The sequence below is a fragment of the Pseudomonas sp. DWP2-2 genome (assembly GCF_049897065.1).
GTDB classification, from domain to species: Bacteria; Pseudomonadota; Gammaproteobacteria; order Pseudomonadales; family Pseudomonadaceae; genus Aquipseudomonas; species Aquipseudomonas paracarnis.
This window is the reverse complement of the sequence record NZ_JAFCVN010000005.1, coordinates 488086-511644: the sequence shown is the minus strand read 5'-3', so window position 1 is coordinate 511644 and position 23559 is coordinate 488086. Positions and strand designations below refer to the sequence as shown.

Here is a 23559-nt window from a genome sequence, read left to right as displayed (position 1 = left end):
CAACGCAAATGGGTGGTCAAGTGGGGTGCAATTTCGCAGTTTTTGAGTGTGAGCGCGTCAATCAGCGGTTAAAGGGGATTAAGGTCTGAGATGCAAGGCGGTGTAGTTCGGACGCTTACTTTGAAATAGCCCTGAAGCGATGGAATACGCTCCTCACTGGGCTGCGGGACGTAGCCGATGACTGCAGGAGACAGCTCAAGAAGCCGATAAAACGCGCCTTCGAGCTGGGACTCCCAGGGCACAGGCAGTTTATTTTTGAGCGATGGGAAGTAGCCGCGGTAGTGGTTAGACCGACGCGTGACCACCTTTCGTACTGTCATGAAACACCTCCGAAAATCTCGAAACGAGCGCCGTCGCTGCGCCAAAAAATCAAGGCGCAGGGCAGGCGAAGTGAGGCCTTTCGACAGGCAACACTGTGCCGTCGAGTAGCCTCGCTAAGGTCGAAAAGATGGGAGAGGATTGACAGGGGCTTCGAAAAAGCAGACATTGCGGTTTCCTACGTCGCAAGTCCGCTTCGCTAAGCGCGGTCAGAACCTCTCGGTTTTGGTCGCGTTTTTCTACATTTGGGCCTCCACTTTCTGCTGGAATGGTCTGGATTTAATGACTAATCAGAATTTCCGGAGATCGCCTTGATCTCTTTCTTTCTAAGCAAGACGCTTGTCACCGCACCAGCAGTTTCTGTTTGATCTTAGGTTATTGCTTCAACTGTCTGATTCGCGTAGACATCCAATCTGGAAGCTACAAAATGCAGTCATAGATCTTATTCCAACATCCCATTGAAATCTACATTTAATCCAACTAGCCAATTTGGTGTTTCTTACAGTTTCTTGTTATGTATTAAATTAATACAGGCAGATTTAATTAATCTACTTGTATTCCGGTGCACTATTAAAGATTTGCTCCATTCGCTACTCCCTTACAGATTCATCCACCGAGCCCTTGGGCCCGATCTTCCTTTCCACCATCCATACGCAGGCGGCCAGCCTCAGACCAGCCGTTGGGGGGGCAGGGTGCCCACAGGAATTGGAAGCAAAAAAAAGCCCGCTAATGCGGGCTTGATGGTGACCGGCGGCGACTAAGATTCGGGCCCGGCCGGTCATCTATTTGTGAAAACGTGCAGCTTTTCTGTGAACCTACATGCCTGATCAGAAGTCCAGGTTAGACACCGCCAAGGCATTGCTCTCAATGAAGTCACGACGAGGCTCGACCGCATCACCCATCAGGGTGTTGAAGATCTGGTCTGCGCCAATGGCGTCTTCGATGGTCACGCGCAGCATGCGACGTTGAGCAGGGTCCATGGTGGTTTCCCACAGCTGATCAGGGTTCATCTCGCCCAGACCTTTATAGCGCTGGATGGTATGACGCTTGGTGCTTTCCGCCATCAACCAGTCCAAGGCTTCCTTGAACTCCTTGACCTGCTTCTTGCGTTCGCCACGCTGAATGTAAGCACCGTCGTCCAGCAGGGTGCTCAGTTGAGCACCGAGGGTGACTACGGTCTTGTAGTCGTTGCTGCCGAAGAAGTCGCGGTTGAAGGTGACGTAGTTGGACAGGCCGTGGGAGATCAGTTCGACCTCTGGCAGCCATACGTTACGTTCACGGTCTTCACGCAGGCTGGCTTTGTATACCAGGCCAGACTTCTCCACAGTACGCAGGCGCACTTCGTACTGGGCCAGCCAATCTTGCATGGCGGCGTGATCGCCCAACTGCTCCAGGCTCACGGCTGGCAGGTAGATGAAGTGCTCGGTCAGCTCCTGAGGGTACAGGCGCGACAAACGCTTGAGCGTCTTCATGACCATACGGAAGTCGTTGACCAGGCGCTCCAGCGACTCACCCGAGATGCCCGGCGCTTCGTCATTCAGGTGCAGGCTCGCATCTTCAAGGGCCGATTGCGTCATGTACTCTTCCATGGCGTCGTCGTCTTTGATGTATTGCTCTTGCTTGCCCTTTTTCACTTTGTACAACGGCGGCTGGGCGATGTAGATATAGCCACGCTCAATCAGCTCCGGCAACTGACGGAAGAAGAAGGTCAGCAGCAGGGTACGGATGTGCGAACCGTCGACGTCAGCATCGGTCATGATGATGATGTTGTGGTAACGCAGCTTGTCGATGTTGTACTCATCGCGGCCAATACCGCAGCCCAATGCCGTGATCAAGGTGCCGACTTCCTGGGAAGAAATCATCTTGTCAAAGCGGGCCTTCTCAACGTTGAGGATCTTGCCCTTCAACGGCAGGATGGCCTGGGTGCGACGGTTACGACCCTGCTTGGCGGAACCGCCTGCAGAGTCACCTTCCACCAGATACAGTTCGGAGAGGGCAGGGTCTTTCTCTTGGCAGTCAGCCAGTTTGCCTGGCAGGCCGGCGATATCCAGCGCACCTTTACGGCGGGTCATCTCACGGGCCTTACGCGCGGCTTCACGAGCGCGGGCAGCATCGATCATCTTGCCGACGACCAGCTTGGCTTCGTTCGGGTTTTCCAACAGGAAGTCGGAGAAGTATTTACCCATTTCCTGTTCAACCGCGGTCTTCACTTCGGAAGACACCAGCTTGTCTTTGGTCTGGGAGCTGAACTTCGGATCCGGTACCTTGACCGAGATAATCGCCGTCAGGCCTTCACGGGCATCGTCACCGGTGGTGGCGACTTTATGTTTCTTCGCCAAGCCTTCCGCTTCGATGTAGGTGTTCAGGTTACGCGTCAGCGCGGAACGGAAACCCACCAAGTGAGTACCGCCATCGCGTTGTGGAATGTTGTTGGTGAAGCACAACAGGTTCTCGTTGAAGCTGTCGTTCCACTGCAGGGCGATTTCCACGCCGATGCCGTCTTCGCGCTGAATGTTGAAGTGGAACACCTGGTTGACCGCGGTCTTGTTGGTGTTCAGGTATTCAACGAACGCACGCAGGCCGCCCTCGTACTTGAACAGCTCTTCCTTGCCGCTGCGCTCATCCTTGAGGACGATGCCGACACCGGAGTTAAGGAAAGACAGTTCACGAATCCGCTTGGCCAGGATGTCCCAGCTAAAGTGGATGTTCTTGAAGGTTTCTTCCGATGGCTTGAAGTGGATCTGGGTACCGGTGGTTTCACTGTCGCCGACAATTTTCATCGGTTCCTGTGGTACGCCGTGGACGTAAGTCTGCTCCCAAATCTTGCCGCTACGGCGGACAGTGAGGATCAGTTCTTCGGACAGGGCGTTCACTACCGACACACCTACACCGTGCAAACCACCGGATACTTTATAGGAGTTGTCGTCGAACTTACCGCCAGCGTGGAGCACGGTCATGATGACCTCTGCCGCCGAAACGCCTTCTTCTTTGTGCACGTCTACCGGGATGCCACGACCGTTGTCACGCACGGTGATGGATTCATCCGGGTGGATGATAATGCTGATGTCGTCGCAGTGACCGGCCAGAGCTTCGTCGATGGAGTTATCGACCACCTCGAACACCATGTGGTGCAGACCGCTACCATCATCGGTGTCGCCAATGTACATACCGGGACGTTTGCGTACGGCATCCAAACCTTTCAGCACTTTAATGCTGGTCGAGTCGTACGTGTTTTCTTCGCTCATGCCTTCACTCCCGATGGTCGTGGGTCTGGGTGATACGGCCTTGTTCCACGTGGAACAAAGCGACTGGCGTTTCCGTCTGCCAGCCTTCCCTCAATAATTCGTGGTCTACACAGGTGATAAACACCTGGCAGCGTAAGTCTTCCAACAAGCGGCATAGCGAGCGGCGGTGCTGCTCGTCGAGTTCTGACGGCAAGTCATCCACCAAATAAATACACTGACCGCGTCGAGCCTGGCTAACCAAATGGCCTTGCGCGATACGCAACGCACAGACCACCAACTTCTGCTGGCCGCGGGACAATATATCCGCAGCATTGTGTGCACCTAATCTAAGGCGCAAATCAGCGCGCTGGGGGCCGGCCTGGGTGTGTCCGATTTGCTGATCCCGTTGCAAGGACGTTGCGAGCACTGCATTCAGCTCACGCTCTTTGTCCCAACCCCGGTAATAACTCAGCGTCAGCCCCTCGAGATCCAATAACTCGCTCAAGGTCTGCTCAAAGACTGGTTTCAAGGCTTTGATATAGGCGCGGCGGTATTCATCTATTTCGTCGCTGGCCAGGCACAGTTCACGGTCCCAGGCTGCTTGCGAAGCGGCGTCAAGTGTACCATGCCGCAGCCATGAGTTCCGCTGCCGCAGGGCCTTCTGCAGGCGCTGCCAAGTGGCCATGAAGCGTGGTTCCACGTGGAACACGCCCCAGTCGAGAAACTGCCGACGGATTTTCGGGGCCCCCTCCAACAATCGAAAGCTGTCGGGGTTGATCAGTTGCAACGGCAGGATCTCGGCCAGTTGCGCTGCGCTGCGCGCATTTTGCCCGTCGATTCGGATCTGAAATTCGCCACCGCGATCACGCGATATCCCCAGGCTGCTATGTCCGCCCTCAGCCAGTTCCACTTGGCCAAATACGGTACAGGCCAATTGTTCGTACTGAATCACGGGTAACAAACGGGCACTGCGGAAGGAACGCGCAAGCCCCAGCAGGTGGATGGCTTCCAGCACGCTGGTTTTACCACTGCCGTTGGCGCCATGGAGGATGTTGATGCGGGGGGAAGGGGAGAAGGTCACCGGGTGCAGATTGCGCACCGCGGTGACCGAGACGCGACTAAGGGACATCTAGCTTCTGCTGAGCATGATTACAGGCGCATCGGCATGACAACGTAAGCCGAGTCGTCGTTGTCAGATTCTTGCACCAGGGCGCTGCTGTTGGAGTCCGACAGGATCAGACGAACCTGTTCGGTGGTCATGACACCCAGCACGTCCAACAGGTAGCTCACGTTAAAGCCGATTTCCAGCGATGCGCCGTTGTAGTCGACACCCACTTCTTCTTCCGCCTCTTCCTGTTCCGGGTTGTTGGCCTGGATTTTCAGTTGGCCGTTGGCCAGTTGCAGGCGAATACCACGGTACTTCTCGTTAGACAGAATCGCAGTACGGCTGAAGGCTTCACGCAGGGCCTGACGATCACCGACCACCAGCTTGTCGCCACCTTTAGGCAACACACGCTCGTAGTCCGGGAACTTGCCGTCGACCAGCTTGGAGGTGAAGGTGAACTCGCCGGTGGTGGCACGAATGTGGTGCTGACCCAATACGATGCTGACGTTGCCGTCCGGCTCGGTGAGCAAACGCGCCAGTTCAAGGATACCTTTGCGTGGAACGATCACCTGGTGACGATCCGGCTGACCGATATCGGCACGCATCGAGCACATTGCCAGACGGTGACCGTCGGTGGCCACGGCGCGGATGATGCCTTCCGATACTTCCAGCAGCATACCGTTGAGGTAGTAACGCACGTCCTGCTGAGCCATAGCGAAGCTGGTGCGCTCGATCAAACGACGCAGCTTGCTTTGCTCCAGGCTGCACGTCAGCGAGCCCGGGCCTTCTTCTACGGTTGGAAAGTCATTGGCCGGCAAGGTCGACAGGGTGAAACGGCTACGGCCTGCCTTGACCACCAACTTCTGCTCATCCACCTTGATGTCGATCAGCGCATCGTTGGGCAGGCTTTTGCAGATATCCATCAGCTTGCGCGCCGGCACGGTGATCTCGCCGGGTTCGGCGGGCTCTTCGAGTTGGACGCGACCCACCAGTTCGACTTCCAGGTCGGTACCGGTCAAGGACAACTGCTGCCCCTCGACCACCAGTAATACGTTGGAAAGCACCGGCAAGGTCTGTCGGCGCTCGACGACGCCTGCGACCAGTTGCAGGGGTTTCAACAGGGCTTCGCGTTGAATGGTGAAATGCATGGTCTAGTCCCTTGCCTTAATAAGCTGCGCTGGTGTCATCACGTAGTCAGTGTACGCAGCAGGTTCTTGTAGTCCTCGCGAATATCCGCGTCGGATTCCTTAAGTTCATTGATCTTGCGGCATGCATGCAAGACCGTGGTGTGGTCGCGTCCGCCGAACACATCACCGATTTCCGGCAGGCTGTGGTTGGTCAACTCCTTGGAGAGGGCCATGGCAACCTGGCGTGGACGTGCGACCGAGCGCGAACGGCGCTTGGACAGCAGGTCGGAAATCTTGATCTTGTAGTACTCGGCCACGGTGCGCTGGATGTTATCCACACTCACCAGCTTGTCCTGCAAGGCCAACAAGTCTTTCAAGGACTCGCGAATCAGCTCGATGGTGATATCGCGGCCCATGAAGTGCGAGTGAGCGATGACCCGCTTGAGCGCGCCTTCCAGCTCACGCACGTTGGAACGTATGCGTTGGGCGATGAAGAACGCAGCATCGTGCGGCAGATCGACTTTAGCCTGGTCGGCCTTCTTCATCAGGATGGCAACACGGGTTTCCAGCTCCGGTGGCTCGACTGCAACCGTCAGGCCCCAGCCGAAACGCGACTTCAGACGTTCTTCCAGGCCTTCGATTTCCTTCGGATAACGGTCACTGGTCAAGATGACCTGCTGGCCACCTTCGAGCAGGGCGTTGAAGGTGTGGAAGAACTCCTCTTGGGAACGTTCCTTGCGGGCGAAGAACTGAATGTCATCGATCAACAGGGCATCAACGGAGCGGTAGAAACGTTTGAACTCGTTGATTGCGTTGAGCTGCAAGGCCTTGACCATGTCGGCCACGAAGCGCTCCGAATGCAGGTAAACCACCTTGGCATTCGGGTTCTTCTTTAATAGGTGGTTACCGACGGCGTGCATCAAGTGCGTCTTACCCAAGCCCACGCCGCCATAAAGGAAGAGCGGGTTGTAACCATGCTTGGGATTATCGGCGACCTGCCAGGCGGCCGCTCGGGCCAGTTGGTTGGACTTGCCTTCGACAAAGTTCTCGAAGGTAAAGGTGCGGTTCAGGTAACTGGTGTGCTTGAGCGCGCCTTCTACCTGCACAGTACGTTGCTCGGAGCGCACAGGCGCCTGTTGGGAGCTGGCACCAGCCATCGGGTCGAAGCTGTCGCGGGACGGCTCCTCATTCTCTGGCGCATTTTTGCGCGAGGACGGCTTGGACGGCGCAGCTGTCGGTGCAGGTGCTGCGGCGACAGGCGCCACTGCGGCCTGGGCTTGCGACGCAGCGGCGGCCAATGGCGCATTCGGCGCGGCGCGGGGAGCCGAGCTGCGCTTGCTGCCTATTAATAAGGAGAGAGCAGGCGCCAGACCGTTGCCATGTTCATCGAGCAATTCGAGAACGCGGCCCAGGTACTTCTCGTTGACCCAGTCGAGGACAAAACGATTGGGCGCATAGACACGCAACTCGTCGCCTTCGGCTTCGACCTGTAGCGGACGGATCCAGGTGTTGAATTGCTGGGCAGGCAGCTCATCGCGCAAAAGCTCCACGCACTGCTGCCAAAGTTCCACTGACACGGATATCCCCTAAGTTGAAAGCCGGTGAGGCAAAAACAGCCGCCATTGTAGCGACCAGCCGTCCACTTATCCACATGTAGGTTGCTCACAGGCCACCCAAAATCAATGCTTTAACCGCTAAAAAGGCGACCAGTGGTCTGTGCATAAGCTCTGTGGATAAACCCACCTGAGCTCGTTGCACAAGTGGGGTCAAAAGTCTGTGGGTAACTGGCCTGTGGATAACTGCCCGTTCCACACACAGCTTATCCGATAGCGCAGCACAGGCAGAGCACTGCTTCTCCCCCGTGTTGTCATTCTCTGTACACCACGCGGAACAAGGTCTAAAGGCAGTTATCCACAGATGATCGCGCTCCTAGCTTTTATAAGCTTTACAGAAAAGCTTTAAATAACTTCCTTCTTTATTTTTATATCTATCGCATGCCGGATGGAAGCCAAGCGGGGAGAAGGGCGTCAGGACCCCGTCGACATCTAATTAAAGGAAAAGCTGGTTGGAAATTGACCTAGAGGCTTGCTTTCTCTAGAATCGCCGGTCTCTTAAAACGGGGGCCATTCCGGCCCGTTGTGGACGAACCAGGTAACAACGCCATGAAACGTACTTTCCAACCAAGCACCATCAAACGCGCCCGTACTCACGGCTTCCGTGCTCGCATGGCTACCAAGAACGGCCGTGCTGTCCTGTCGCGTCGCCGCGCCAAAGGTCGTGCGCGTCTGGCAGTTTGATAATCCGGTACTGGTGGTGAGTCAGGACTTCAGTCGGGAAAAGCGTCTGCTAACCCCCCGGCATTTCAAGGCAGTCTTTGACTCCCCCACCGGCAAGGTTCCGGGGAAAAATCTCCTGCTCCTTGCGCGTAACAACGATCTTGATCACCCCCGTCTCGGGTTGGTGATCGGCAAGAAGAGCGTAAAGCTCTCCGTTGAGCGCAATCGCCTCAAGCGTCTGATGCGCGAATCGTTTCGCCTCCACCAGGACACTCTGGTTGGTTGGGATATTGTTATCGTCGCGCGCAAAGGCTTGGGTGATGTAGAAAACCCCGAATTGATTCAGCATTTCGGCAAGCTCTGGAAACGTTTGGCGCGTACCCACAAGCCAGCACCAGCAGTCAGCACCGAAACTGTAGGGGTAGACAGCCTTGATGCGTAAACTGGCAATCGTTCCGATCCAGTTTTATCGCTATGCCATTAGTCCTCTGATGGCCAGTCACTGTCGTTTCTACCCCAGTTGTTCCTGCTACGCGTTAGAGGCCATAGAAAATCATGGTCTTCTGCGCGGTGGCTGGCTGACCTTTCGTCGTTTAGGTCGCTGTCATCCGTGGAATCCCGGTGGTTATGACCCGGTTCCACCTATCCCTACCTCCCGTTCTTCTTCGATGGCCGAGTAATCATGGATATTAAACGCACAATCCTGATCGTCGCCCTGGCAATCGTGTCCTATGTCATGGTCCTTAAATGGAACCAGGACTACGGTCAGGCTGCCCTGCCGACTCAGAATGTTGCTACCAATCAGGCTGCGCCGGCTATTCCGGACACCCCGCTGGGTAACAATGCGTCCGCGAGTGCCGATGTACCCAGCGCGAATGGCGAGACAAGTGCCCCGTTAGAAACGCCAGTGGTCACCAACAAAGACCTCATCCACGTGAAAACGGATGTGCTCGAGTTGGCTATCGACCCACAGGGTGGTGATATCGCCCAGCTGAAGCTGCCGCTGTATCCACGTCGCCAAGACCATCCAGATGTGCCGTTCCAACTGTTCGATAACGGCGGTGAACGTACTTATCTGGCACAAAGCGGCCTGACCGGTACCAATGGTCCGGATGCACGTGCTACCGGTCGTCCGGTTTATTCGACCGAACAAAAGACTTATCAACTGGCAGACGGCCAGAACCAGTTGAACGTCGACCTGAAATTCAGCCTCGACGGTGTCAACTACATCAAGCGTTTCAGCTTTACCCGCGGTTTGTACGATTTGAAGGTCACTTACCTGATCGACAACACCAGCGACAAAGCCTGGAGCGGCAACCTGTTTGCCCAGCTCAAGCGTGACGCCAGCTCCGATCCGTCTTCCAGCACCGCCACCGGCACCGCCACTTACCTGGGCGCCGCCCTGTGGACAAGTAACGAGCCGTACAAAAAAGTGTCGATGAAAGATATCGACAAGGGCACGCTGAAAGAAACCGTTCAAGGTGGCTGGGTAGCGTGGTTGCAGCACTACTTCGTGACTGCCTGGATTCCTAACAAGGGTGACGCGAACCTGGTTCAGACCCGCAAGGATAGCCAGGGCAACTACATCATTGGCTTCACTGGCCCGGCATTGACCGTCGCTCCAGGTGCCAAGGCTGAAACCAGCGCTACCCTGTATGCCGGCCCTAAAAGCCAGGCCGTATTGAAAGAGTTGTCCCCAGGTCTTGAACTGACTGTGGATTACGGCTTTCTGTGGTTCATTGCCCAGCCGATCTTCTGGCTGTTGCAACATATCCACAGCATCGTCGGTAACTGGGGCTGGTCGATCATCTTCCTGACCATGCTGATCAAAGGGCTTTTCTTCCCTCTGTCGGCAGCCAGCTACAAGTCGATGGCGCGTATGCGTGCCGTGGCCCCGAAACTGGCCGCGCTGAAAGAACAACATGGCGATGACCGGCAGAAAATGTCGCAGGCCATGATGGAGTTGTACAAGAAAGAGAAGATCAACCCGCTGGGTGGATGCTTGCCGATTCTGGTACAGATGCCGGTGTTCCTGTCGCTTTACTGGGTATTGCTGGAAAGCGTTGAAATGCGCCAGGCGCCGTTCATGCTGTGGATAACTGACCTGTCGATCAAAGACCCGTTCTTTATCCTGCCGATCATCATGGGCGCGACCATGTTTATCCAGCAGCGTCTGAACCCAACCCCGCCGGATCCGATGCAGGCCAAGGTAATGAAAATGATGCCAATCATCTTCACCTTCTTCTTCCTGTGGTTCCCTGCTGGCTTGGTACTGTACTGGGTGGTCAACAACGTGTTGTCGATCTCTCAACAGTGGTACATCACACGTAAAATCGAAGCGGCTACCAAAAAAGCCGAGGCGTAATTTACTCTGTGGATAACCACTCAAGACGCCCCCTAGTGGGGCGTTTTGCTTTCCGTCACTTTTGTTCTGGAAACCTGCTGATGAGCGCTCCTCGTGAAACCATCGCTGCTGTCGCTACCGCTCAAGGTCGGGGCGGCGTCGGCATCGTTCGAATTTCCGGGCCATTGGCGGGCGTGGCAGCCAAGGCTATCAGCGGCCGGGAGCTGAAACCTCGTTATGCCCATTACGGCCAGTTCCTGGATGCCGACCACAGCGTATTGGACGAGGGGCTGGCCATCTATTTTCCAGGGCCAAACTCGTTCACCGGTGAGGATGTCCTTGAACTACAAGGGCACGGTGGTCCTGTGGTGTTGGACATGCTGCTGCAGCGCTGCTTGCAATTGGGTTGCCGCCTGGCCAGACCAGGGGAATTCAGCGAACGCGCATTCTTGAACGATAAGCTCGACCTGGCCCAGGCCGAAGCCATCGCCGATTTGATCGAAGCCAGTTCTGCACAGGCTGCACGTAACGCATTGCGTTCATTGCAGGGGGCTTTTTCCCTGCGTGTGCATAACTTGACCGAGCAACTGATCAGCCTGCGCATCTACGTCGAAGCCGCGATTGATTTTCCGGAAGAAGAAATAGACTTCCTGGCGGATGGCCATGTATTGGCGATGCTGGATAAAGTCCGCGATGAGTTATCCACAGTGCTGCGCGAAGCCGGGCAGGGCGCCTTGCTGCGCGATGGTATGACGGTGGTGATTGCCGGCCGGCCCAATGCCGGCAAATCCAGCCTACTCAATGCTCTGGCAGGGCGCGAGGCGGCCATCGTCACCGAGATCGCCGGCACTACCCGGGATATCTTGCGTGAACATATCCACATCGACGGTATGCCGCTGCACGTGGTCGACACCGCAGGTCTGCGCGATACCGACGACCAGGTGGAAAAGATCGGCGTGGAACGTGCGCTCAAGGCGATCAGCGAAGCCGATCGTGTGTTGCTGGTGGTGGATGCCACTGCACCTGAAGCTGTGGATCCTTTTGCCTTGTGGCCGGAATTTCTTGAACAACGGCCAGACTCGGCCAAAGTCACCTTGATTCGTAACAAGGCCGACCTTACGGGTGAAGCCATCGCCCTGGAAACCAGTGAAGATGGCCACGTCACTATCAGCTTGAGCGCGAAATCGGCCGGCGAGGGTCTGGAATTGCTGCGCGAGCACCTTAAAGCATGCATGGGCTACGAACAGACCTCGGAAAGCAGCTTCAGTGCGCGGCGCAGGCACCTGGAAGCGCTGCGTCATGCCAGCGCGGCCCTGGAGCACGGGCGGGCCCAGCTGACCTTGGCGGGGGCTGGGGAGCTGCTGGCTGAAGATTTGCGTCAGGCGCAGCAGCTGCTGGGTGAAATCACCGGCGCTTTCAGCTCGGATGATTTGCTGGGGCGGATTTTCTCCAGCTTTTGCATTGGCAAATAGCCGAGTTATCCACCTCGGCTACCAGTTGTAAGACACCGTACCGAGCAAGGTACGGCTGTCACCCCAATAGCAACGCCCCGCATCGTTGCAACCGGATACATATTCCTTGTCGAACAGGTTCTTGGCGTTCAGGTCCACCGACCAGTGTGGGTTGATCTGATAACCCAGTGCCGCATCCACTAAGGTGACGCTTCCTGCGTCCAGCTTCCCGTAGAGCGTAGGCGGGGTGTAGGAAAAGGTACTGTCGAAATAGCGCACCCCTCCGCCCAGGGAGAAACCCTTGAGTTCGCCGTCGAGAAAGCGATATTTGCCCCACACCGAAGCCTGGTTACGCGGCACGCCTGTCATCTGACGGCCTTCTACCAGCGAAGTGGCCGAATCCTTGGTTATCCGGGCGTCAGTGTAGGTATAGGCCGCCGTCACGTTGAAGTTGGAGCTGATGTTGCTGTTGACCTCGACTTCCACGCCCTTGGCGCGACTTTCACCGACTTGGCGATAGCTGTTGGTGGTGGCATCGAGGTAGGTATCGTCCTGCTTGCGCAGGTCATACACCGACACGGTCATCGCCGTATCCCAGCCGATCGGTTCGTACTTAACGCCCACTTCATATTGGCTGCTGGTGATCGGTTTCAACGGCGAGCCGGCGTTGGAGATCTGCTGCACGGGGACAAACGCGGTGGAATAGCTGACATACGGCGTAAGGCCGTTGTCGAACTGGTACATCACCCCGCCCTGGTAAGTGAATTTACGATCCTGTGAGTTGATATTGCTCGATGGCTTGACCTTGTCTCGGTAATTGCTGTCGACCCAATCCTGGCGGCCTCCGAGCAGAAAGAGCCAATGGTCGTATTTGCTTTGGATCTGTGCATAAACCCCTTTCATCTGCTGTTCAAGCAAAGTGTTTTGCACTGCCAGGGGAGTGAGCGGGTCGCGCAGGTACACCGGGTTATACACATCGATGGTGCCGGCGAAACCCGCATCCCAGTCTTGATTGAACGAGGTTCGGTCATAGCTGGCGCCCAATAGCACTGTGTTTTCCACACTGCCCAACTGGAACTTGCCTTCGAGCTGGTTATCCAGGGAATAGACCATCGATTTGTTGTAGCGGTCATAGGCGTTCATGTTCAGCCGGGTGCCGAAGCCACCGTTATTCAATGATCCAGGCCAGGTTTCGTGCCGGTTGATGCGTGACTGCATATAGCGCGAGTTCTGACGGAACTGCCAGTCATCATTGAAGCTGTGGCTGAACTCATAGCCGGTGCTCCACGCTTCGCGTTCAAAGGTGTTCCAGTCCGGATTGCCCAGCAGGGTGTGTTTGGACAGCTTCCCGTTGGGATTTGTAAGCAGCGTACCGGCGGCGGGTAGGCCAAGTTCCAGGTTGGTATGGTCTTTCTGGTAGTTGGCCAGCAGCGTCAGGGTGTTGTAGTCGTCGAAGTTCAGGGTCAGGGATGGCGCGATATATAGACGATCGTCCGGGACGTGATCGGTCTGTGTGTCGGATTTACGCCCCAGCATCACCACCCGGCCCAGAATATTGTCACTGTCGTTGAGCGGGCCCGAGATATCCACACCCAACTGGCGTCGATTATTCGAACCATAACTCACCTGCACCTCGCCTTGCGGGGTTGCAGTCGGGTGTTTACTCACCAGATTAACCAAACCACCGGGTGCGTTTTCACCGTAGAGCAGGGAAGACGGGCCGCGGAAAATCTCGACCCGTTCCAGGCCGTAGGGTTCGCTGGTGGTGTCGTATCGATTGCCTTGCACCCGCAGGCCATCTCGCAGCAGGCCGTAGCCGTAATCCGTGGCGTTGAAACCGCGAATGAAAAACAGATCGCCTGCCAAGCCGTCGCCCGCCGCGAACGGTGGGGCGAAGATTCCCGGTACGTAGCCCAACACGTCTGTCAGGGTTTGAGATTTCTGGTCCTTGATACGCTGGCCAGTGACAACGGACACCGAACGCGGAGTCTCGGACAGCGGTGTGCTGGTCTTCGTGCCGATCCGGCTGTTCTGCGCCTTGTAGCCTACATCCCCGGCGATCTCTTGATTGAAGCCGCCCTGTTGATAAGTGCTCACAGTGGTGGGTGCCAAGGTGAGTCGGCCAGCAGGGGCCGCCTGTAATACATAGCTGCCGGGAGCTTGTGCGACCGCCTGCAGGTCCGAGTTCTGCAGCAGCAGCGCAAAGCCCTGGTCCACCGAATAGTCACCTTGCAGCCCCGGCGTAATCAAACGCGCGGTTTGCTGGGGGGAGAAGGACAGAATCACATTGGCCCTGGCAGCAAACTGGCTCAACGCATTGTCCAGCGGGCCAGCGGCAATTGCATAGTGTTGCGTTGCGCTGGCGGCCATGACGGCGGTGGCTAACAACACACCGGTGGTAGCGGTGATGAACTGCAGACCGTAGGTCATGCTGTGGCAGGAAAGTCGTTTGCGGAGCGGGGTGGGAAGGCGCATAGGTGAGTAAGCCCTGAAGGTAGCGTCGTGATTACCTGTAGGGCCGCACCAGGTCAAAAAAAGATAACCCTCTGTGGATTATTTTTTCGATCAGCCGATCCGGGTGACCGACACCCAATAGCGCGTAAAGTATTTCACTTGAATCGGCAGGCTCGCTTGCAGGTTAGCGAGGACGGCATCGGTTGAGTCCAGACGGAAGGTCCCGGAAACGCGTAGGCCCGCAGAGGCTGGGTCGCAGTGCAATACGCCTGGCCGATAGCGCGCCAACTCATCGATAACCTCTCCCAGCCGAGCATCGAGCACGATCAGTTGGCCATCGACCCAGGCGGCCTGTACTCCGCCATATCGCTGGGCAGGGCGCACATTGCGCCGATCAAATTCTGCGCTCTCACCCGCGCCAATAGTGCGGCGAAGTTCGGGTTGGTCGCCGGGGGATATCTCAACCCGTTCTTCCAAGACACCAACCCGCGTGGCGTCCGGCAGTTGGCGCACAGTAAACCGAGTGCCCAGCGCCTGGACCCGGCCTTGGCGAGTTTCGACATAAAACGGTAAGTGCCCACCCCGTGTGCCGGTGTGGATAAGTACTTCACCCTCGCGCAGACGGATCAAACGTTGTCGCCCATCAAATGCCACATCGATAGCGGTATGAGTATTGAGATTGATCTGCGTGCCATCCGCCAGCTCGATGCGTCGCCTCTGGCCCACCGACGTGCGGTAATCAGCCCATATGTTGCCCAGCGACGTATGTTGCTGGACGTTCCACCCCAGATAGCCACTGCCGCCGAGCACCAGCATCCACTTGAGGACCTGGCGCCGCTGTTGCGTGGTGGACAACGCGCGGCGTGTGAGGTCAGGGGACAGGGCTCCAAGGCTGCGCTGCAACTGCTCCATCTGGTTCCAAGCCGCCTGGTGGGATGGGTCACGATTAAGCCACTGCTGCCAGGCTTGATGTTGTGCGGGCGTCGGTGGTTGCGACTGAAATTGCACGTACCAACTGGCAGCGGCCTCGAACGTCTTGCGGTCGGGGCTGACCATTACCGGCTGGCCATGATCAGGGAGCATTCGGTGAGGGCGCGGATCATGTGTTTCTTCACCGTGGTCAGCGATACCTGCAGTTGATCGGCGATCTGTTGATAAGTCAGCCCTTCAATCTGTGCGAGCACGAAAATTCGCCGTGCCCGCTCACCCAGGCCAGACAGCGCTTTATCCACAGCCACTAGGGTTTCGATGATGATTGCCTTGTCTTCTTCACTGATAGCTGTGGTTTCGGGACGCTCTGCCAGGGTTTGCCTGTAGGCCTGCTCGATGGCGTGCCGCCGGTAGCGGTCAATCACCAGACCCCTGGCGATGGTCGTCAGATAGTCCCGTGGTTCACGGATCTGCGCTGCGTGACATCCACCGAGCATGCGCACGAACGTATCGTGGGCCACATCGGCTGCATCGCTGGCGTTATGCAATTTTCCCTTGAGCCATCCGCGCAACCACGAATGGTGCTGTTCATAGATGTGCTGGACCGCTGCGGTATGTGAGGAGGAAGGCATAGTCGCGACAAGGTAGGTTAATGATAATCGCTATTATTAACTGGCCCAGTGTTTTCCCACAATAGATCTGTTTTTGTCCCACCCGGGATTAATTCCCAGCTTTGCCGTGGACGAAATCGGCCGTTTCTGTGGATTAAGCCCTGTGAATAACCGCGGTTGTGCCCAGTTGATAACAGGGCCTGAAACCTGAGCAAAAACCCACCTGTGGATAACCAGTCGTTTAATCCACAGGCTTAAAGCACTTATCCAAGGGCCTCATCGGCAGATGACCACAACGTTTTGAATCTCTGTACACATTGAAAATAAAGGCCTGCAGAGATCTATCCACAGAAATGTTGCTCAGTATAAATAAACATAAAAACAAAGATTTAATAAATTTCTCTCTTTTAATTTCTATTGTCTGTGATTCATCCACAGCTGGTTAAATTTTGTGCAAAGGGTTCTTTAGGAAGGGCGAAGTCCCTATACTTGCCGCCAAAGCTGTAGAACCCTTTCAACAAACAATTCCTGATTACCTACATAAGCAGGCACGAGGTGCGTGGTGGATTTCCCTTCCCGTTTTGAAGTGATCGTCATCGGCGGCGGTCATGCCGGTACCGAGGCAGCACTGGCGTCAGCACGCATGGGCGTAAAAACCCTGTTGCTGACGCATAACGTGGAAACCCTCGGTGCCATGAGTTGCAACCCCGCAATTGGCGGGATTGGCAAAAGCCATCTGGTCAAGGAAATCGATGCCCTTGGCGGGGTAATGGCGATGGCCACCGACAAGGGTGGTATTCAATTTCGCGTGCTCAACAGCCGAAAAGGCCCGGCCGTACGTGCTACCCGGGCTCAGGCCGACCGCATCCTGTACAAGGCAGCGGTACGCGAAACCCTGGAAAACCAGCCGAACCTGTGGATATTTCAGCAGGCCGCCGATGACTTGATCGTCGAGCAGGACCAGGTACGCGGTGTCGTTACGCAAATGGGTCTGCGTTTTCATGCAGATTCGGTCGTACTGACCACGGGCACGTTCCTCGGCGGACTTATCCACATCGGTATGCAAAATTATTCCGGTGGTCGTGCCGGTGACCCGCCGTCAATTGCCCTGGCAAAACGTCTGCGTGAACTACCGCTGCGCGTCGGCCGTTTGAAAACCGGAACCCCGCCACGCATTGATGGGCGTTCTGTGGATTTCTCGATGATGACCGAGCAAGCCGGCGACACGCCGATCCCGGTCATGTCGTTCATGGGTTCCAAAGAACAGCACCCGAAACAGGTCAGCTGCTGGATTACCCACACCAACGCCCGAACCCACGAAATCATTGCCGCGAACCTTGATCGTTCGCCGATGTATTCCGGGGTGATCGAAGGCATTGGCCCGCGTTATTGCCCGTCGATCGAAGACAAGATCCACCGCTTTGCCGACAAGGAAAGCCACCAGGTCTTTATCGAACCCGAAGGCTTGACCACCCACGAGCTGTACCCCAACGGAATTTCCACTTCGCTGCCGTTCGATGTGCAAATCCAGATCGTGCAGTCGATTCGCGGTATGGAAAACGCGCACATCGTGCGTCCGGGCTACGCCATCGAGTACGACTACTTCGACCCGCGCGACCTGAAATACAGCCTGGAAACCAAAGTGATCGGCGGCCTGTTCTTCGCCGGCCAAATCAACGGCACTACCGGTTATGAAGAAGCCGGGGCCCAAGGTTTGCTGGCCGGGACCAACGCAGCATTGCGTGCACAAGGCAAAGACAGCTGGTGCCCGCGTCGCGATGAAGCCTACATCGGCGTATTGGTCGACGACCTGATTACCCTGGGTACCCAGGAACCGTACCGGATGTTCACATCTCGGGCGGAATACCGTCTGATCCTGCGCGAAGACAACGCCGACCTGCGCTTGACCGAAAAAGGTCGCGAGCTGGGCCTGGTCGATGACGCCCGCTGGGCGGCCTTCTGCAAAAAACGCGAAAGCATTGCGCTCGAAGAACAGCGTCTGAAAAGTACCTGGGTTCGCCCGGGCACGGAGCAAGGCGACGCCATTGCAGAAAAATTCGGCACGCCGTTGACCCATGAATACAACTTGCTCAACCTGCTTTCCCGCCCGGAAATCGACTACGCTGGTCTGGTCGAAGTGACTGGCCAGGGCGCAGAAGACCCACAGGTTGCCGAACAGGTTGAAATCAAGACCAAATACGCAGGCTACATTGATCGCCAGCAGGACGAGATCGCTCGGCTGCGCGCCAGTGAAGACACCAAACTTCCTGTGGATATCGACTACACCGGAATTTCCGGGTTATCGAAAGAAATTCAAAGCAAGTTGGGGATAACTCGGCCGGAAACCCTCGGGCAGGCTTCACGTATCCCTGGCGTCACTCCGGCAGCCATCTCGCTGTTGATGATTCATTTGAAAAAACGCGGCGCGGGCCGTCAGTTGGAGCAAAGCGCTTGAGTTCGTTGGTCACCTCGCAACACGCCGAAGAGTTATCCACAGGAGCGCGCCAGTTGGGCGTAGCCCTGACCGAACCCCAGCATGAGCTACTGCTGGGCTACCTGGCCCTGTTGATCAAATGGAACAAGGCTTACAACCTGACAGCAGTGCGTGACCCAGACGAGATGGTGTCGCGGCATTTGCTCGACAGCCTCAGCGTGATGCCGTTTATCGAAAATGGCCGTTGGCTCGATGTGGGCAGCGGCGGCGGCATGCCTGGCATCCCGTTGGCGATCCTGTTTCCCGAGTCCCACGTGACCTGCCTGGACAGCAACGGCAAGAAAACCCGCTTCCTGACCCAGGTCAAACTCGAACTCAAGCTGGATAACCTGCAAGTTATCCACAGTCGTGTCGAAGCATTCACGCCTGAACTGCCTTTCAACGGGATCGTGTCTCGGGCGTTCAGCAGCATGGAGAACTTCAGCAACTGGACACGCCACCTGGGCGACCGTGATACCCGCTGGTTGGCAATGAAGGGCGTTCATCCAAGCGACGAGCTGTTAGCATTGCCGGCAGACTTCCACCTCGATAGCGAACACGCCTTGGCCGTACCTGGTTGCCAAGGCCAACGCCATCTGCTGATACTGCGCCGCACGGCATGATTGGGAACACAAGCAAGAATGGCTAAGGTATTCGCGATAGCGAACCAGAAAGGTGGCGTGGGTAAAACCACCACCTGTATCAACCTCGCAGCATCCCTGGTCGCGACCAAGCGTCGGGTGCTGTTGATCGATCTCGATCCACAGGGCAACGCCACCATGGGTAGCGGTGTGGATAAACACGGCCTGGAAAACTCGGTCTACGATTTGCTGATTGGCGAATGCGACCTGGCCCAGGCCATGCACTATTCCGAGCACGGCGGTTACCAACTGCTGCCGGCCAACCGCGATCTGACCGCGGCGGAAGTGGTGCTGCTGGAAATGCAGATGAAAGAAAGCCGTCTGCGCAGCGCCCTGGCGCCCATTCGCGAAAACTACGATTACATTTTGATCGACTGTCCACCGTCGCTGTCGATGCTCACGCTTAACGCGCTGGTTGCCGCCGATGGGGTAATTATCCCCATGCAGTGCGAGTACTTCGCTCTCGAAGGCTTGAGCGACCTTGTGGATAACATCAAGCGAATTGCCGAGTTGCTCAACCCGAACCTGAAAGTCGAAGGCCTGCTGCGTACGATGTATGACCCGCGCCTGAGCCTGATGAACGATGTGTCGGCGCAGCTCAAGGAACACTTTGGCGATCAGTTGTACGACACCGTGATTCCACGCAACATCCGCCTGGCCGAAGCGCCAAGCTATGGCATGCCCGCGCTGGCGTACGACAAATCCTCGCGTGGTGCCATTGCCTACCTGGCATTGGCTGGCGAGATGGTTCGCCGCCAACGCCGTAATTCACGCACCGCTGCAGCCCAGCCAAATTAAGGAATCCCCATGGCCGTCAAGAAACGAGGTCTCGGACGTGGACTGGATGCACTGTTGAGTGGTCCGACCGTCACATCGCTTGAAGAACAAGCGGTGCAGGCCGACGAGCGCGAGCTGCAGCACTTGCCGCTGGACCTGATCCAGCGGGGCAAATACCAGCCACGTCGGGACATGGACCCCCAGGCCCTGGAAGAACTGTCCAACTCGATCAAGGCCCAGGGCGTGATGCAGCCCATCGTGGTGCGCCCCATTGGCGGTGGCCGCTTTGAGATCATCGCCGGGGAGCGCCGCTGGCGTGCCAGCCAGCAGGCCGGCAAGGAAACCATCCCGGCGATGGTGCGCGATGTGCCGGATGAAACCGCGATCGCCATGGCGTTGATCGAGAATATCCAGCGTGAAGACCTCAACCCGATCGAAGAAGCGATTGCGTTGCAGCGTTTGCAGCAGGAATTCCAGCTCACCCAGCAACAAGTGGCCGAGGCAGTGGGCAAGTCCCGCGTCACCGTGTCCAACTTGTTGCGTTTGATCGCGCTGCCGGAAGTGATCAAGACCATGTTGTCCCACGGCGACCTGGAAATGGGCCATGCCCGTGCGTTGCTCGGTTTGCCGGAAAATCAACAGGTTGAAGGGGCGCGACACGTTGTCGCACGAGGCCTGACCGTGCGTCAGACTGAAGCGCTGGTGCGCCAGTGGCTCAGCGGCAAACCTGCACCGGTCGAAACCGCCAAACCTGATCCCGATATCGCACGACTCGAGCAGCGCCTGGCCGAGCGCCTGGGCTCTGCGGTGCAAATTCGTCACGGCAAGAAGGGCAAAGGGCAATTGGTCATCGGATATAACTCCCTTGACGAGCTTCAAGGTGTCCTTGCCCACATCCGCTGAAACATTTGCTTATGTAGCGCGTGATCGGAAATCACTACCCGACAGTTGAATAGGGGCTGAACCGCCCCTATACTCTGCGCGCATTTTGTCGGCACAAATTATGCCAAGTTATTGATTTCCGGCAGCCGACCATTGAGGAGCAAGAGTGATGGAAACCCGCACGCCAAACACGTTGCCGTTCCATCGCTTGGCTGTTTTTCCGGTTCTACTGGCTCAATTTGTCATTTTGCTGATCGCCGCATTGGCGCTTTGGTATTGGCATGGAGTCGTAGCCGGGTATTCAGGACTCTGCGGAGGCCTGATAGCCTTGCTGCCCAATATGTATTTTGCTCACAGGGCCTTTCGGTTTTCCGGCGCCCGAGCAGCCCAGGCTATCGTCCGGTCTTTTTATGCCGGCGAGGCGGGGAAACTGATTTTGACGGCAGTGCTGTTTGCACTGACCTTTGCAGGTGTGAAGCCATTGGCGCCGCTGGCTGTATTCGGCGTCTTCGTGTTGACCCAACTGGTCAGCTGGTTCGCTCCCCTGCTAATGAAAACAAGACTTTCGAAACCTTAGGGCGTTTGAGGCAACCATGGCAGAAACAACCGCTTCGGGCTATATCCAGCACCACTTGCAGAACCTGACCTTCGGTCAGCTTCCTAATGGCGGCTGGGGCTTTGCCCACACCGCAGCAGAAGCCAAAGAAATGGGTTTCTGGGCTTTCCACCTGGATACTCTGGGTTGGTCGGTCGCATTGGGCCTGATCTTCGTTCTGATTTTCCGCATGGCGGCAAAGAAGGCGACTTCCGGTCAGCCAGGTGCTTTGCAGAACTTCGTTGAAGTATTGGTCGAATTCGTCGATGGCAGCGTGAAAGACAGCTTCCATGGCCGTAGCCCGGTGATTGCACCGCTGGCACTGACCATCTTCGTCTGGGTGTTCCTGATGAACGCCGTCGACCTGATTCCGGTGGACTGGATTCCTCAGTTGGCCATGGCGATCTCCGGCGACCCGCACATTCCATTCCGCGCCGTATCCACCACTGACCCGAACGCCACACTGGGCATGGCTCTGTCGGTATTCGCGCTGATCATTTTCTACAGCATCAAGGTCAAGGGCATCGGCGGCTTCATCGGCGAACTGACCCTGCACCCGTTCGGCAGCAAGAACATCTTCGTTCAAGCCCTGCTGATCCCGGTGAACTTCCTGCTGGAATTCGTCACCCTGATCGCCAAGCCGATTTCCCTGGCTCTGCGACTGTTCGGCAACATGTATGCCGGCGAGCTGGTGTTCATTCTGATCGCTGTGATGTTCGGCAGCGGTCTGCTCTGGCTTAGCGGCCTGGGCGTAGTTCTGCAGTGGGCGTGGGCTGTGTTCCACATCCTGATCATTACCCTGCAGGCCTTCATCTTCATGATGCTGACCATCGTCTACCTGTCGATGGCGCACGAAGAGAACCATTAAGACCAGTCTCGACTAGTCTGATGTCCTTCCCGGTCAAACGGGAAGGTGGCCCAACAGGGCTATGAAACGATTTGTTTTACCGCTTTAAAATCTAAAAAACCTAAACCATACGACGTAAAAGTCGGGAGGAAAGATGGAAACTGTAGTTGGTCTAACCGCTATCGCTGTTGCACTGTTGATCGGCCTGGGCGCCCTGGGTACTGCCATTGGTTTCGGCCTGCTGGGCGGCAAATTCCTGGAAGGCGCAGCGCGTCAGCCAGAAATGGTCCCAATGCTGCAAGTTAAAATGTTCATCGTCGCCGGCCTGCTCGACGCCGTGACCATGATCGGCGTTGGTATCGCACTGTTCTTCACCTTCGCGAACCCCTTCGTTGGTCAACTCGCTGGCTAATCACTCGACTTTTCGAGTGATTGGGGTGATGGACAACGAATGAGCGAGGTGTTGGCGTGAACATTAATGCAACCCTGATTGGCCAATCCGTTGCGTTCTTCATTTTTGTAGTGTTTTGCATGAAGTTCGTGTGGCCTCCGGTCATCGCGGCTTTGCACGAACGTCAGAAGAAGATCGCGGATGGTTTGGACGCTGCCAGCCGTGCAGCTCGCGACCTGGAGTTGGCCCACGAGAAAGTGGGTCAGCAACTGCGCGAAGCTAAAGCACAGGCAGCCGAGATCATTGAGCAAGCCAAGAAACGCGGTAACCAGATCGTCGAAGAGGCTGTTGAAAAAGCCCGCGTCGAAGCTGACCGTGTGAAGGCTTCGGCTCATGCCGAGATCGAACAGGAACTGAACGGTGTCAAAGACGCGCTGCGTGCCCAACTGGGTGCTCTGGCCGTTGGCGGTGCTGAGAAGATCCTCGGTGCCACAATCGATCAAAACGCGCACGCGGAGCTGGTTAACAAACTGGCTGCTGAAATTTAAGCGAGGGCGATCATGGCAGAACTGACCACGTTGGCCCGACCTTACGCTAAGGCAGCCTTCGAGCACGCCCAGGCCCACCAGCAGCTGGCCTCTTGGTCAGCCATGCTCGGCCTGGCTGCAGCAGTGTCGCAAGACGACACAATGCAGCGCGTGCTCAAGGCCCCGCGCCTGACGAGCGCAGACAAGGCCGCCACTTTTATTGAAGTGTGCGGCGACAAGTTTGATGTGAAGGTGCAGAACTTCATCCACGTCATTGCCGAAAACGACCGTCTCCCGCTATTGCCGGAGATCGCCGCTCTGTTCGACCTGTACAAGGCCGAAGCAGAGAAATCGGTAGACGTTGAAGTGACCAGTGCTTTCGCATTGAACCAAGAACAGCAAGACAAACTCGCCAAGGTTCTCAGTGCACGACTCAATCGGGAAGTGCGCCTGCAAGCTTCGGAGGACGCATCGCTTATTGGTGGTGTTGTTATCCGTGCCGGCGACCTGGTTATCGATGGCTCGATTCGCGGCAAAATCGCGAAACTTGCCGAAGCATTGAAATCTTGAGTTTGAAGGGGCAGCA

The 23559-nt window shown here is 56.4% G+C and carries 21 protein-coding genes; 14 read left to right on the top strand and 7 right to left on the bottom strand.

Annotation, left to right across the window (positions count from 1 at the left end; translation table 11 throughout):
* Nucleotides 1-1145: 1145 nt before the first annotated feature.
* From gyrB to dnaA, 4 genes are read right to left on the bottom strand one after another with little or no spacing between them, the layout of a single operon-like run.
* Nucleotides 1146-3563 (bottom strand): DNA topoisomerase (ATP-hydrolyzing) subunit B, encoded by a 2418-nt coding sequence (gene gyrB / locus ACP7CZ_RS15005; protein WP_003187253.1) that lies wholly within the window; start codon nucleotides 3561-3563, stop codon nucleotides 1146-1148.
* 4 nt (nucleotides 3564-3567) lie between these two features.
* On the bottom strand, nucleotides 3568-4671 hold the full coding sequence (gene recF / locus ACP7CZ_RS15000) for a DNA replication/repair protein RecF (protein ID WP_020302573.1): 1104 nt from the start codon (nucleotides 4669-4671) through the stop codon (nucleotides 3568-3570).
* Nucleotides 4672-4691: 20 nt separating this feature from the next.
* On the bottom strand, nucleotides 4692-5795 hold the full coding sequence (gene dnaN, locus ACP7CZ_RS14995; protein ID WP_003187250.1) for a DNA polymerase III subunit beta: 1104 nt from the start codon (nucleotides 5793-5795) through the stop codon (nucleotides 4692-4694).
* 38 nt (nucleotides 5796-5833) lie between these two features.
* A complete protein-coding gene (dnaA, locus tag ACP7CZ_RS14990) occupies nucleotides 5834-7351 on the bottom strand; it encodes a chromosomal replication initiator protein DnaA (RefSeq protein WP_032894380.1) in 1518 nt (505 codons plus the stop codon).
* Between the two features lie 585 nt (nucleotides 7352-7936).
* On the opposite strand from dnaA, the gene rpmH reads away from it, so the two are divergent.
* From rpmH to mnmE, 5 genes are all read left to right on the top strand, one after another.
* Entirely contained in the window at nucleotides 7937-8071 is a 135-nt protein-coding gene (rpmH, locus tag ACP7CZ_RS14985) for a 50S ribosomal protein L34 (protein WP_003213577.1), read from the top strand.
* A gap of 13 nt (nucleotides 8072-8084) precedes the next feature.
* Nucleotides 8085-8492: a ribonuclease P protein component gene (gene rnpA, locus ACP7CZ_RS14980; RefSeq protein ID WP_020302575.1), complete on the top strand. Its 408-nt coding sequence runs from the start codon at nucleotides 8085-8087 to the stop codon at nucleotides 8490-8492.
* Complete coding sequence (gene yidD, locus ACP7CZ_RS14975; RefSeq protein ID WP_019816912.1) at nucleotides 8485-8730, top strand: membrane protein insertion efficiency factor YidD; 246 nt, start codon at nucleotides 8485-8487, stop codon at nucleotides 8728-8730. Before rnpA ends, yidD begins: the two co-directional genes overlap by 8 nt.
* Nucleotides 8731-8732: 2 nt before the next feature.
* The gene (gene yidC, locus ACP7CZ_RS14970) at nucleotides 8733-10415 is read left to right on the top strand and encodes a membrane protein insertase YidC (RefSeq protein WP_054898311.1); all 1683 of its coding nucleotides are present in this window, start codon (nucleotides 8733-8735) and stop codon (nucleotides 10413-10415) included.
* Between the two features lie 80 nt (nucleotides 10416-10495).
* Complete coding sequence (mnmE, locus tag ACP7CZ_RS14965) at nucleotides 10496-11866, top strand: tRNA uridine-5-carboxymethylaminomethyl(34) synthesis GTPase MnmE (RefSeq protein WP_294190307.1); 1371 nt, start codon at nucleotides 10496-10498, stop codon at nucleotides 11864-11866.
* 18 nt (nucleotides 11867-11884) lie between these two features.
* Here the strand turns inward: mnmE and ACP7CZ_RS14960 are convergent, their stop codons facing one another.
* The 3 genes from ACP7CZ_RS14960 to ACP7CZ_RS14950 all read right to left on the bottom strand — a co-directional run bounded on the left by ACP7CZ_RS14960 (nucleotide 11885) and on the right by ACP7CZ_RS14950 (nucleotide 15861).
* A complete protein-coding gene (locus tag ACP7CZ_RS14960; protein ID WP_294190305.1) occupies nucleotides 11885-14275 on the bottom strand; it encodes a TonB-dependent siderophore receptor in 2391 nt (796 codons plus the stop codon).
* 135 nt (nucleotides 14276-14410) lie between these two features.
* Nucleotides 14411-15355, bottom strand: coding sequence for a FecR domain-containing protein (locus tag ACP7CZ_RS14955; protein WP_294191231.1), 945 nt, complete (start codon nucleotides 15353-15355; stop codon nucleotides 14411-14413).
* The gene (locus ACP7CZ_RS14950; RefSeq protein WP_057975203.1) at nucleotides 15355-15861 is read right to left on the bottom strand and encodes a sigma-70 family RNA polymerase sigma factor; all 507 of its coding nucleotides are present in this window, start codon (nucleotides 15859-15861) and stop codon (nucleotides 15355-15357) included. The genes ACP7CZ_RS14955 and ACP7CZ_RS14950 overlap by 1 nt, the downstream gene beginning before the upstream one ends.
* A gap of 541 nt (nucleotides 15862-16402) precedes the next feature.
* Here ACP7CZ_RS14950 and mnmG point away from each other — a divergent pair.
* The 9 genes from mnmG to ACP7CZ_RS14905 all read left to right on the top strand — a co-directional run bounded on the left by mnmG (nucleotide 16403) and on the right by ACP7CZ_RS14905 (nucleotide 23543).
* The gene (mnmG, locus tag ACP7CZ_RS14945; protein WP_014720591.1) at nucleotides 16403-18295 is read left to right on the top strand and encodes a tRNA uridine-5-carboxymethylaminomethyl(34) synthesis enzyme MnmG; all 1893 of its coding nucleotides are present in this window, start codon (nucleotides 16403-16405) and stop codon (nucleotides 18293-18295) included.
* Entirely contained in the window at nucleotides 18292-18936 is a 645-nt protein-coding gene (gene rsmG / locus ACP7CZ_RS14940; RefSeq protein ID WP_197900095.1) for a 16S rRNA (guanine(527)-N(7))-methyltransferase RsmG, read from the top strand. Before mnmG ends, rsmG begins: the two co-directional genes overlap by 4 nt.
* A gap of 18 nt (nucleotides 18937-18954) precedes the next feature.
* Nucleotides 18955-19752, top strand: coding sequence for a ParA family protein (locus ACP7CZ_RS14935; RefSeq protein WP_054898307.1), 798 nt, complete (start codon nucleotides 18955-18957; stop codon nucleotides 19750-19752).
* Between the two features lie 9 nt (nucleotides 19753-19761).
* Entirely contained in the window at nucleotides 19762-20634 is an 873-nt protein-coding gene (locus ACP7CZ_RS14930) for a ParB/RepB/Spo0J family partition protein (protein ID WP_003195890.1), read from the top strand.
* Between the two features lie 148 nt (nucleotides 20635-20782).
* Nucleotides 20783-21190, top strand: coding sequence for a F0F1 ATP synthase subunit I (locus tag ACP7CZ_RS14925; protein ID WP_010565865.1), 408 nt, complete (start codon nucleotides 20783-20785; stop codon nucleotides 21188-21190).
* A gap of 16 nt (nucleotides 21191-21206) precedes the next feature.
* Nucleotides 21207-22076: a F0F1 ATP synthase subunit A gene (gene atpB, locus ACP7CZ_RS14920; RefSeq protein WP_003195886.1), complete on the top strand. Its 870-nt coding sequence runs from the start codon at nucleotides 21207-21209 to the stop codon at nucleotides 22074-22076.
* Between the two features lie 133 nt (nucleotides 22077-22209).
* Nucleotides 22210-22467, top strand: coding sequence for a F0F1 ATP synthase subunit C (gene atpE / locus ACP7CZ_RS14915; protein ID WP_002555987.1), 258 nt, complete (start codon nucleotides 22210-22212; stop codon nucleotides 22465-22467).
* A gap of 56 nt (nucleotides 22468-22523) precedes the next feature.
* Nucleotides 22524-22994: a F0F1 ATP synthase subunit B gene (locus ACP7CZ_RS14910; protein WP_003195835.1), complete on the top strand. Its 471-nt coding sequence runs from the start codon at nucleotides 22524-22526 to the stop codon at nucleotides 22992-22994.
* 12 nt (nucleotides 22995-23006) lie between these two features.
* The gene (locus ACP7CZ_RS14905) at nucleotides 23007-23543 is read left to right on the top strand and encodes a F0F1 ATP synthase subunit delta (RefSeq protein WP_003195833.1); all 537 of its coding nucleotides are present in this window, start codon (nucleotides 23007-23009) and stop codon (nucleotides 23541-23543) included.
* Nucleotides 23544-23559: the final 16 nt, after the last annotated feature.

What these genes read in the sequence shown, in the direction of transcription:
- ACP7CZ_RS14925 (WP_010565865.1), top strand. Translation starts at nt 20,783, where the DNA reads ATGGAAACCCGCACGCCAAACACGTTGCCGTTCCATCGCTTGGCTGTT.
- ACP7CZ_RS14905 (WP_003195833.1), top strand. Translation starts at nt 23,007, where the DNA reads ATGGCAGAACTGACCACGTTGGCCCGACCTTACGCTAAGGCAGCCTTC.
- ACP7CZ_RS14960 (WP_294190305.1), bottom strand. Translation starts at nt 14,275, where the DNA reads ATGACCTACGGTCTGCAGTTCATCACCGCTACCACCGGTGTGTTGTTA.
- recF (WP_020302573.1), bottom strand. Translation starts at nt 4,671, where the DNA reads ATGTCCCTTAGTCGCGTCTCGGTCACCGCGGTGCGCAATCTGCACCCG.
- atpB (WP_003195886.1), top strand. Translation starts at nt 21,207, where the DNA reads ATGGCAGAAACAACCGCTTCGGGCTATATCCAGCACCACTTGCAGAAC.
- yidC (WP_054898311.1), top strand. Translation starts at nt 8,733, where the DNA reads ATGGATATTAAACGCACAATCCTGATCGTCGCCCTGGCAATCGTGTCC.
- ACP7CZ_RS14930 (WP_003195890.1), top strand. Translation starts at nt 19,762, where the DNA reads ATGGCCGTCAAGAAACGAGGTCTCGGACGTGGACTGGATGCACTGTTG.
- gyrB (WP_003187253.1), bottom strand. Translation starts at nt 3,563, where the DNA reads ATGAGCGAAGAAAACACGTACGACTCGACCAGCATTAAAGTGCTGAAA.
- rpmH (WP_003213577.1), top strand. Translation starts at nt 7,937, where the DNA reads ATGAAACGTACTTTCCAACCAAGCACCATCAAACGCGCCCGTACTCAC.
- yidD (WP_019816912.1), top strand. Translation starts at nt 8,485, where the DNA reads ATGCGTAAACTGGCAATCGTTCCGATCCAGTTTTATCGCTATGCCATT.
- ACP7CZ_RS14950 (WP_057975203.1), bottom strand. Translation starts at nt 15,861, where the DNA reads ATGCCTTCCTCCTCACATACCGCAGCGGTCCAGCACATCTATGAACAG.
- atpE (WP_002555987.1), top strand. Translation starts at nt 22,210, where the DNA reads ATGGAAACTGTAGTTGGTCTAACCGCTATCGCTGTTGCACTGTTGATC.
- ACP7CZ_RS14955 (WP_294191231.1), bottom strand. Translation starts at nt 15,355, where the DNA reads ATGGTCAGCCCCGACCGCAAGACGTTCGAGGCCGCTGCCAGTTGGTAC.
- dnaN (WP_003187250.1), bottom strand. Translation starts at nt 5,795, where the DNA reads ATGCATTTCACCATTCAACGCGAAGCCCTGTTGAAACCCCTGCAACTG.
- mnmE (WP_294190307.1), top strand. Translation starts at nt 10,496, where the DNA reads ATGAGCGCTCCTCGTGAAACCATCGCTGCTGTCGCTACCGCTCAAGGT.
- ACP7CZ_RS14935 (WP_054898307.1), top strand. Translation starts at nt 18,955, where the DNA reads ATGGCTAAGGTATTCGCGATAGCGAACCAGAAAGGTGGCGTGGGTAAA.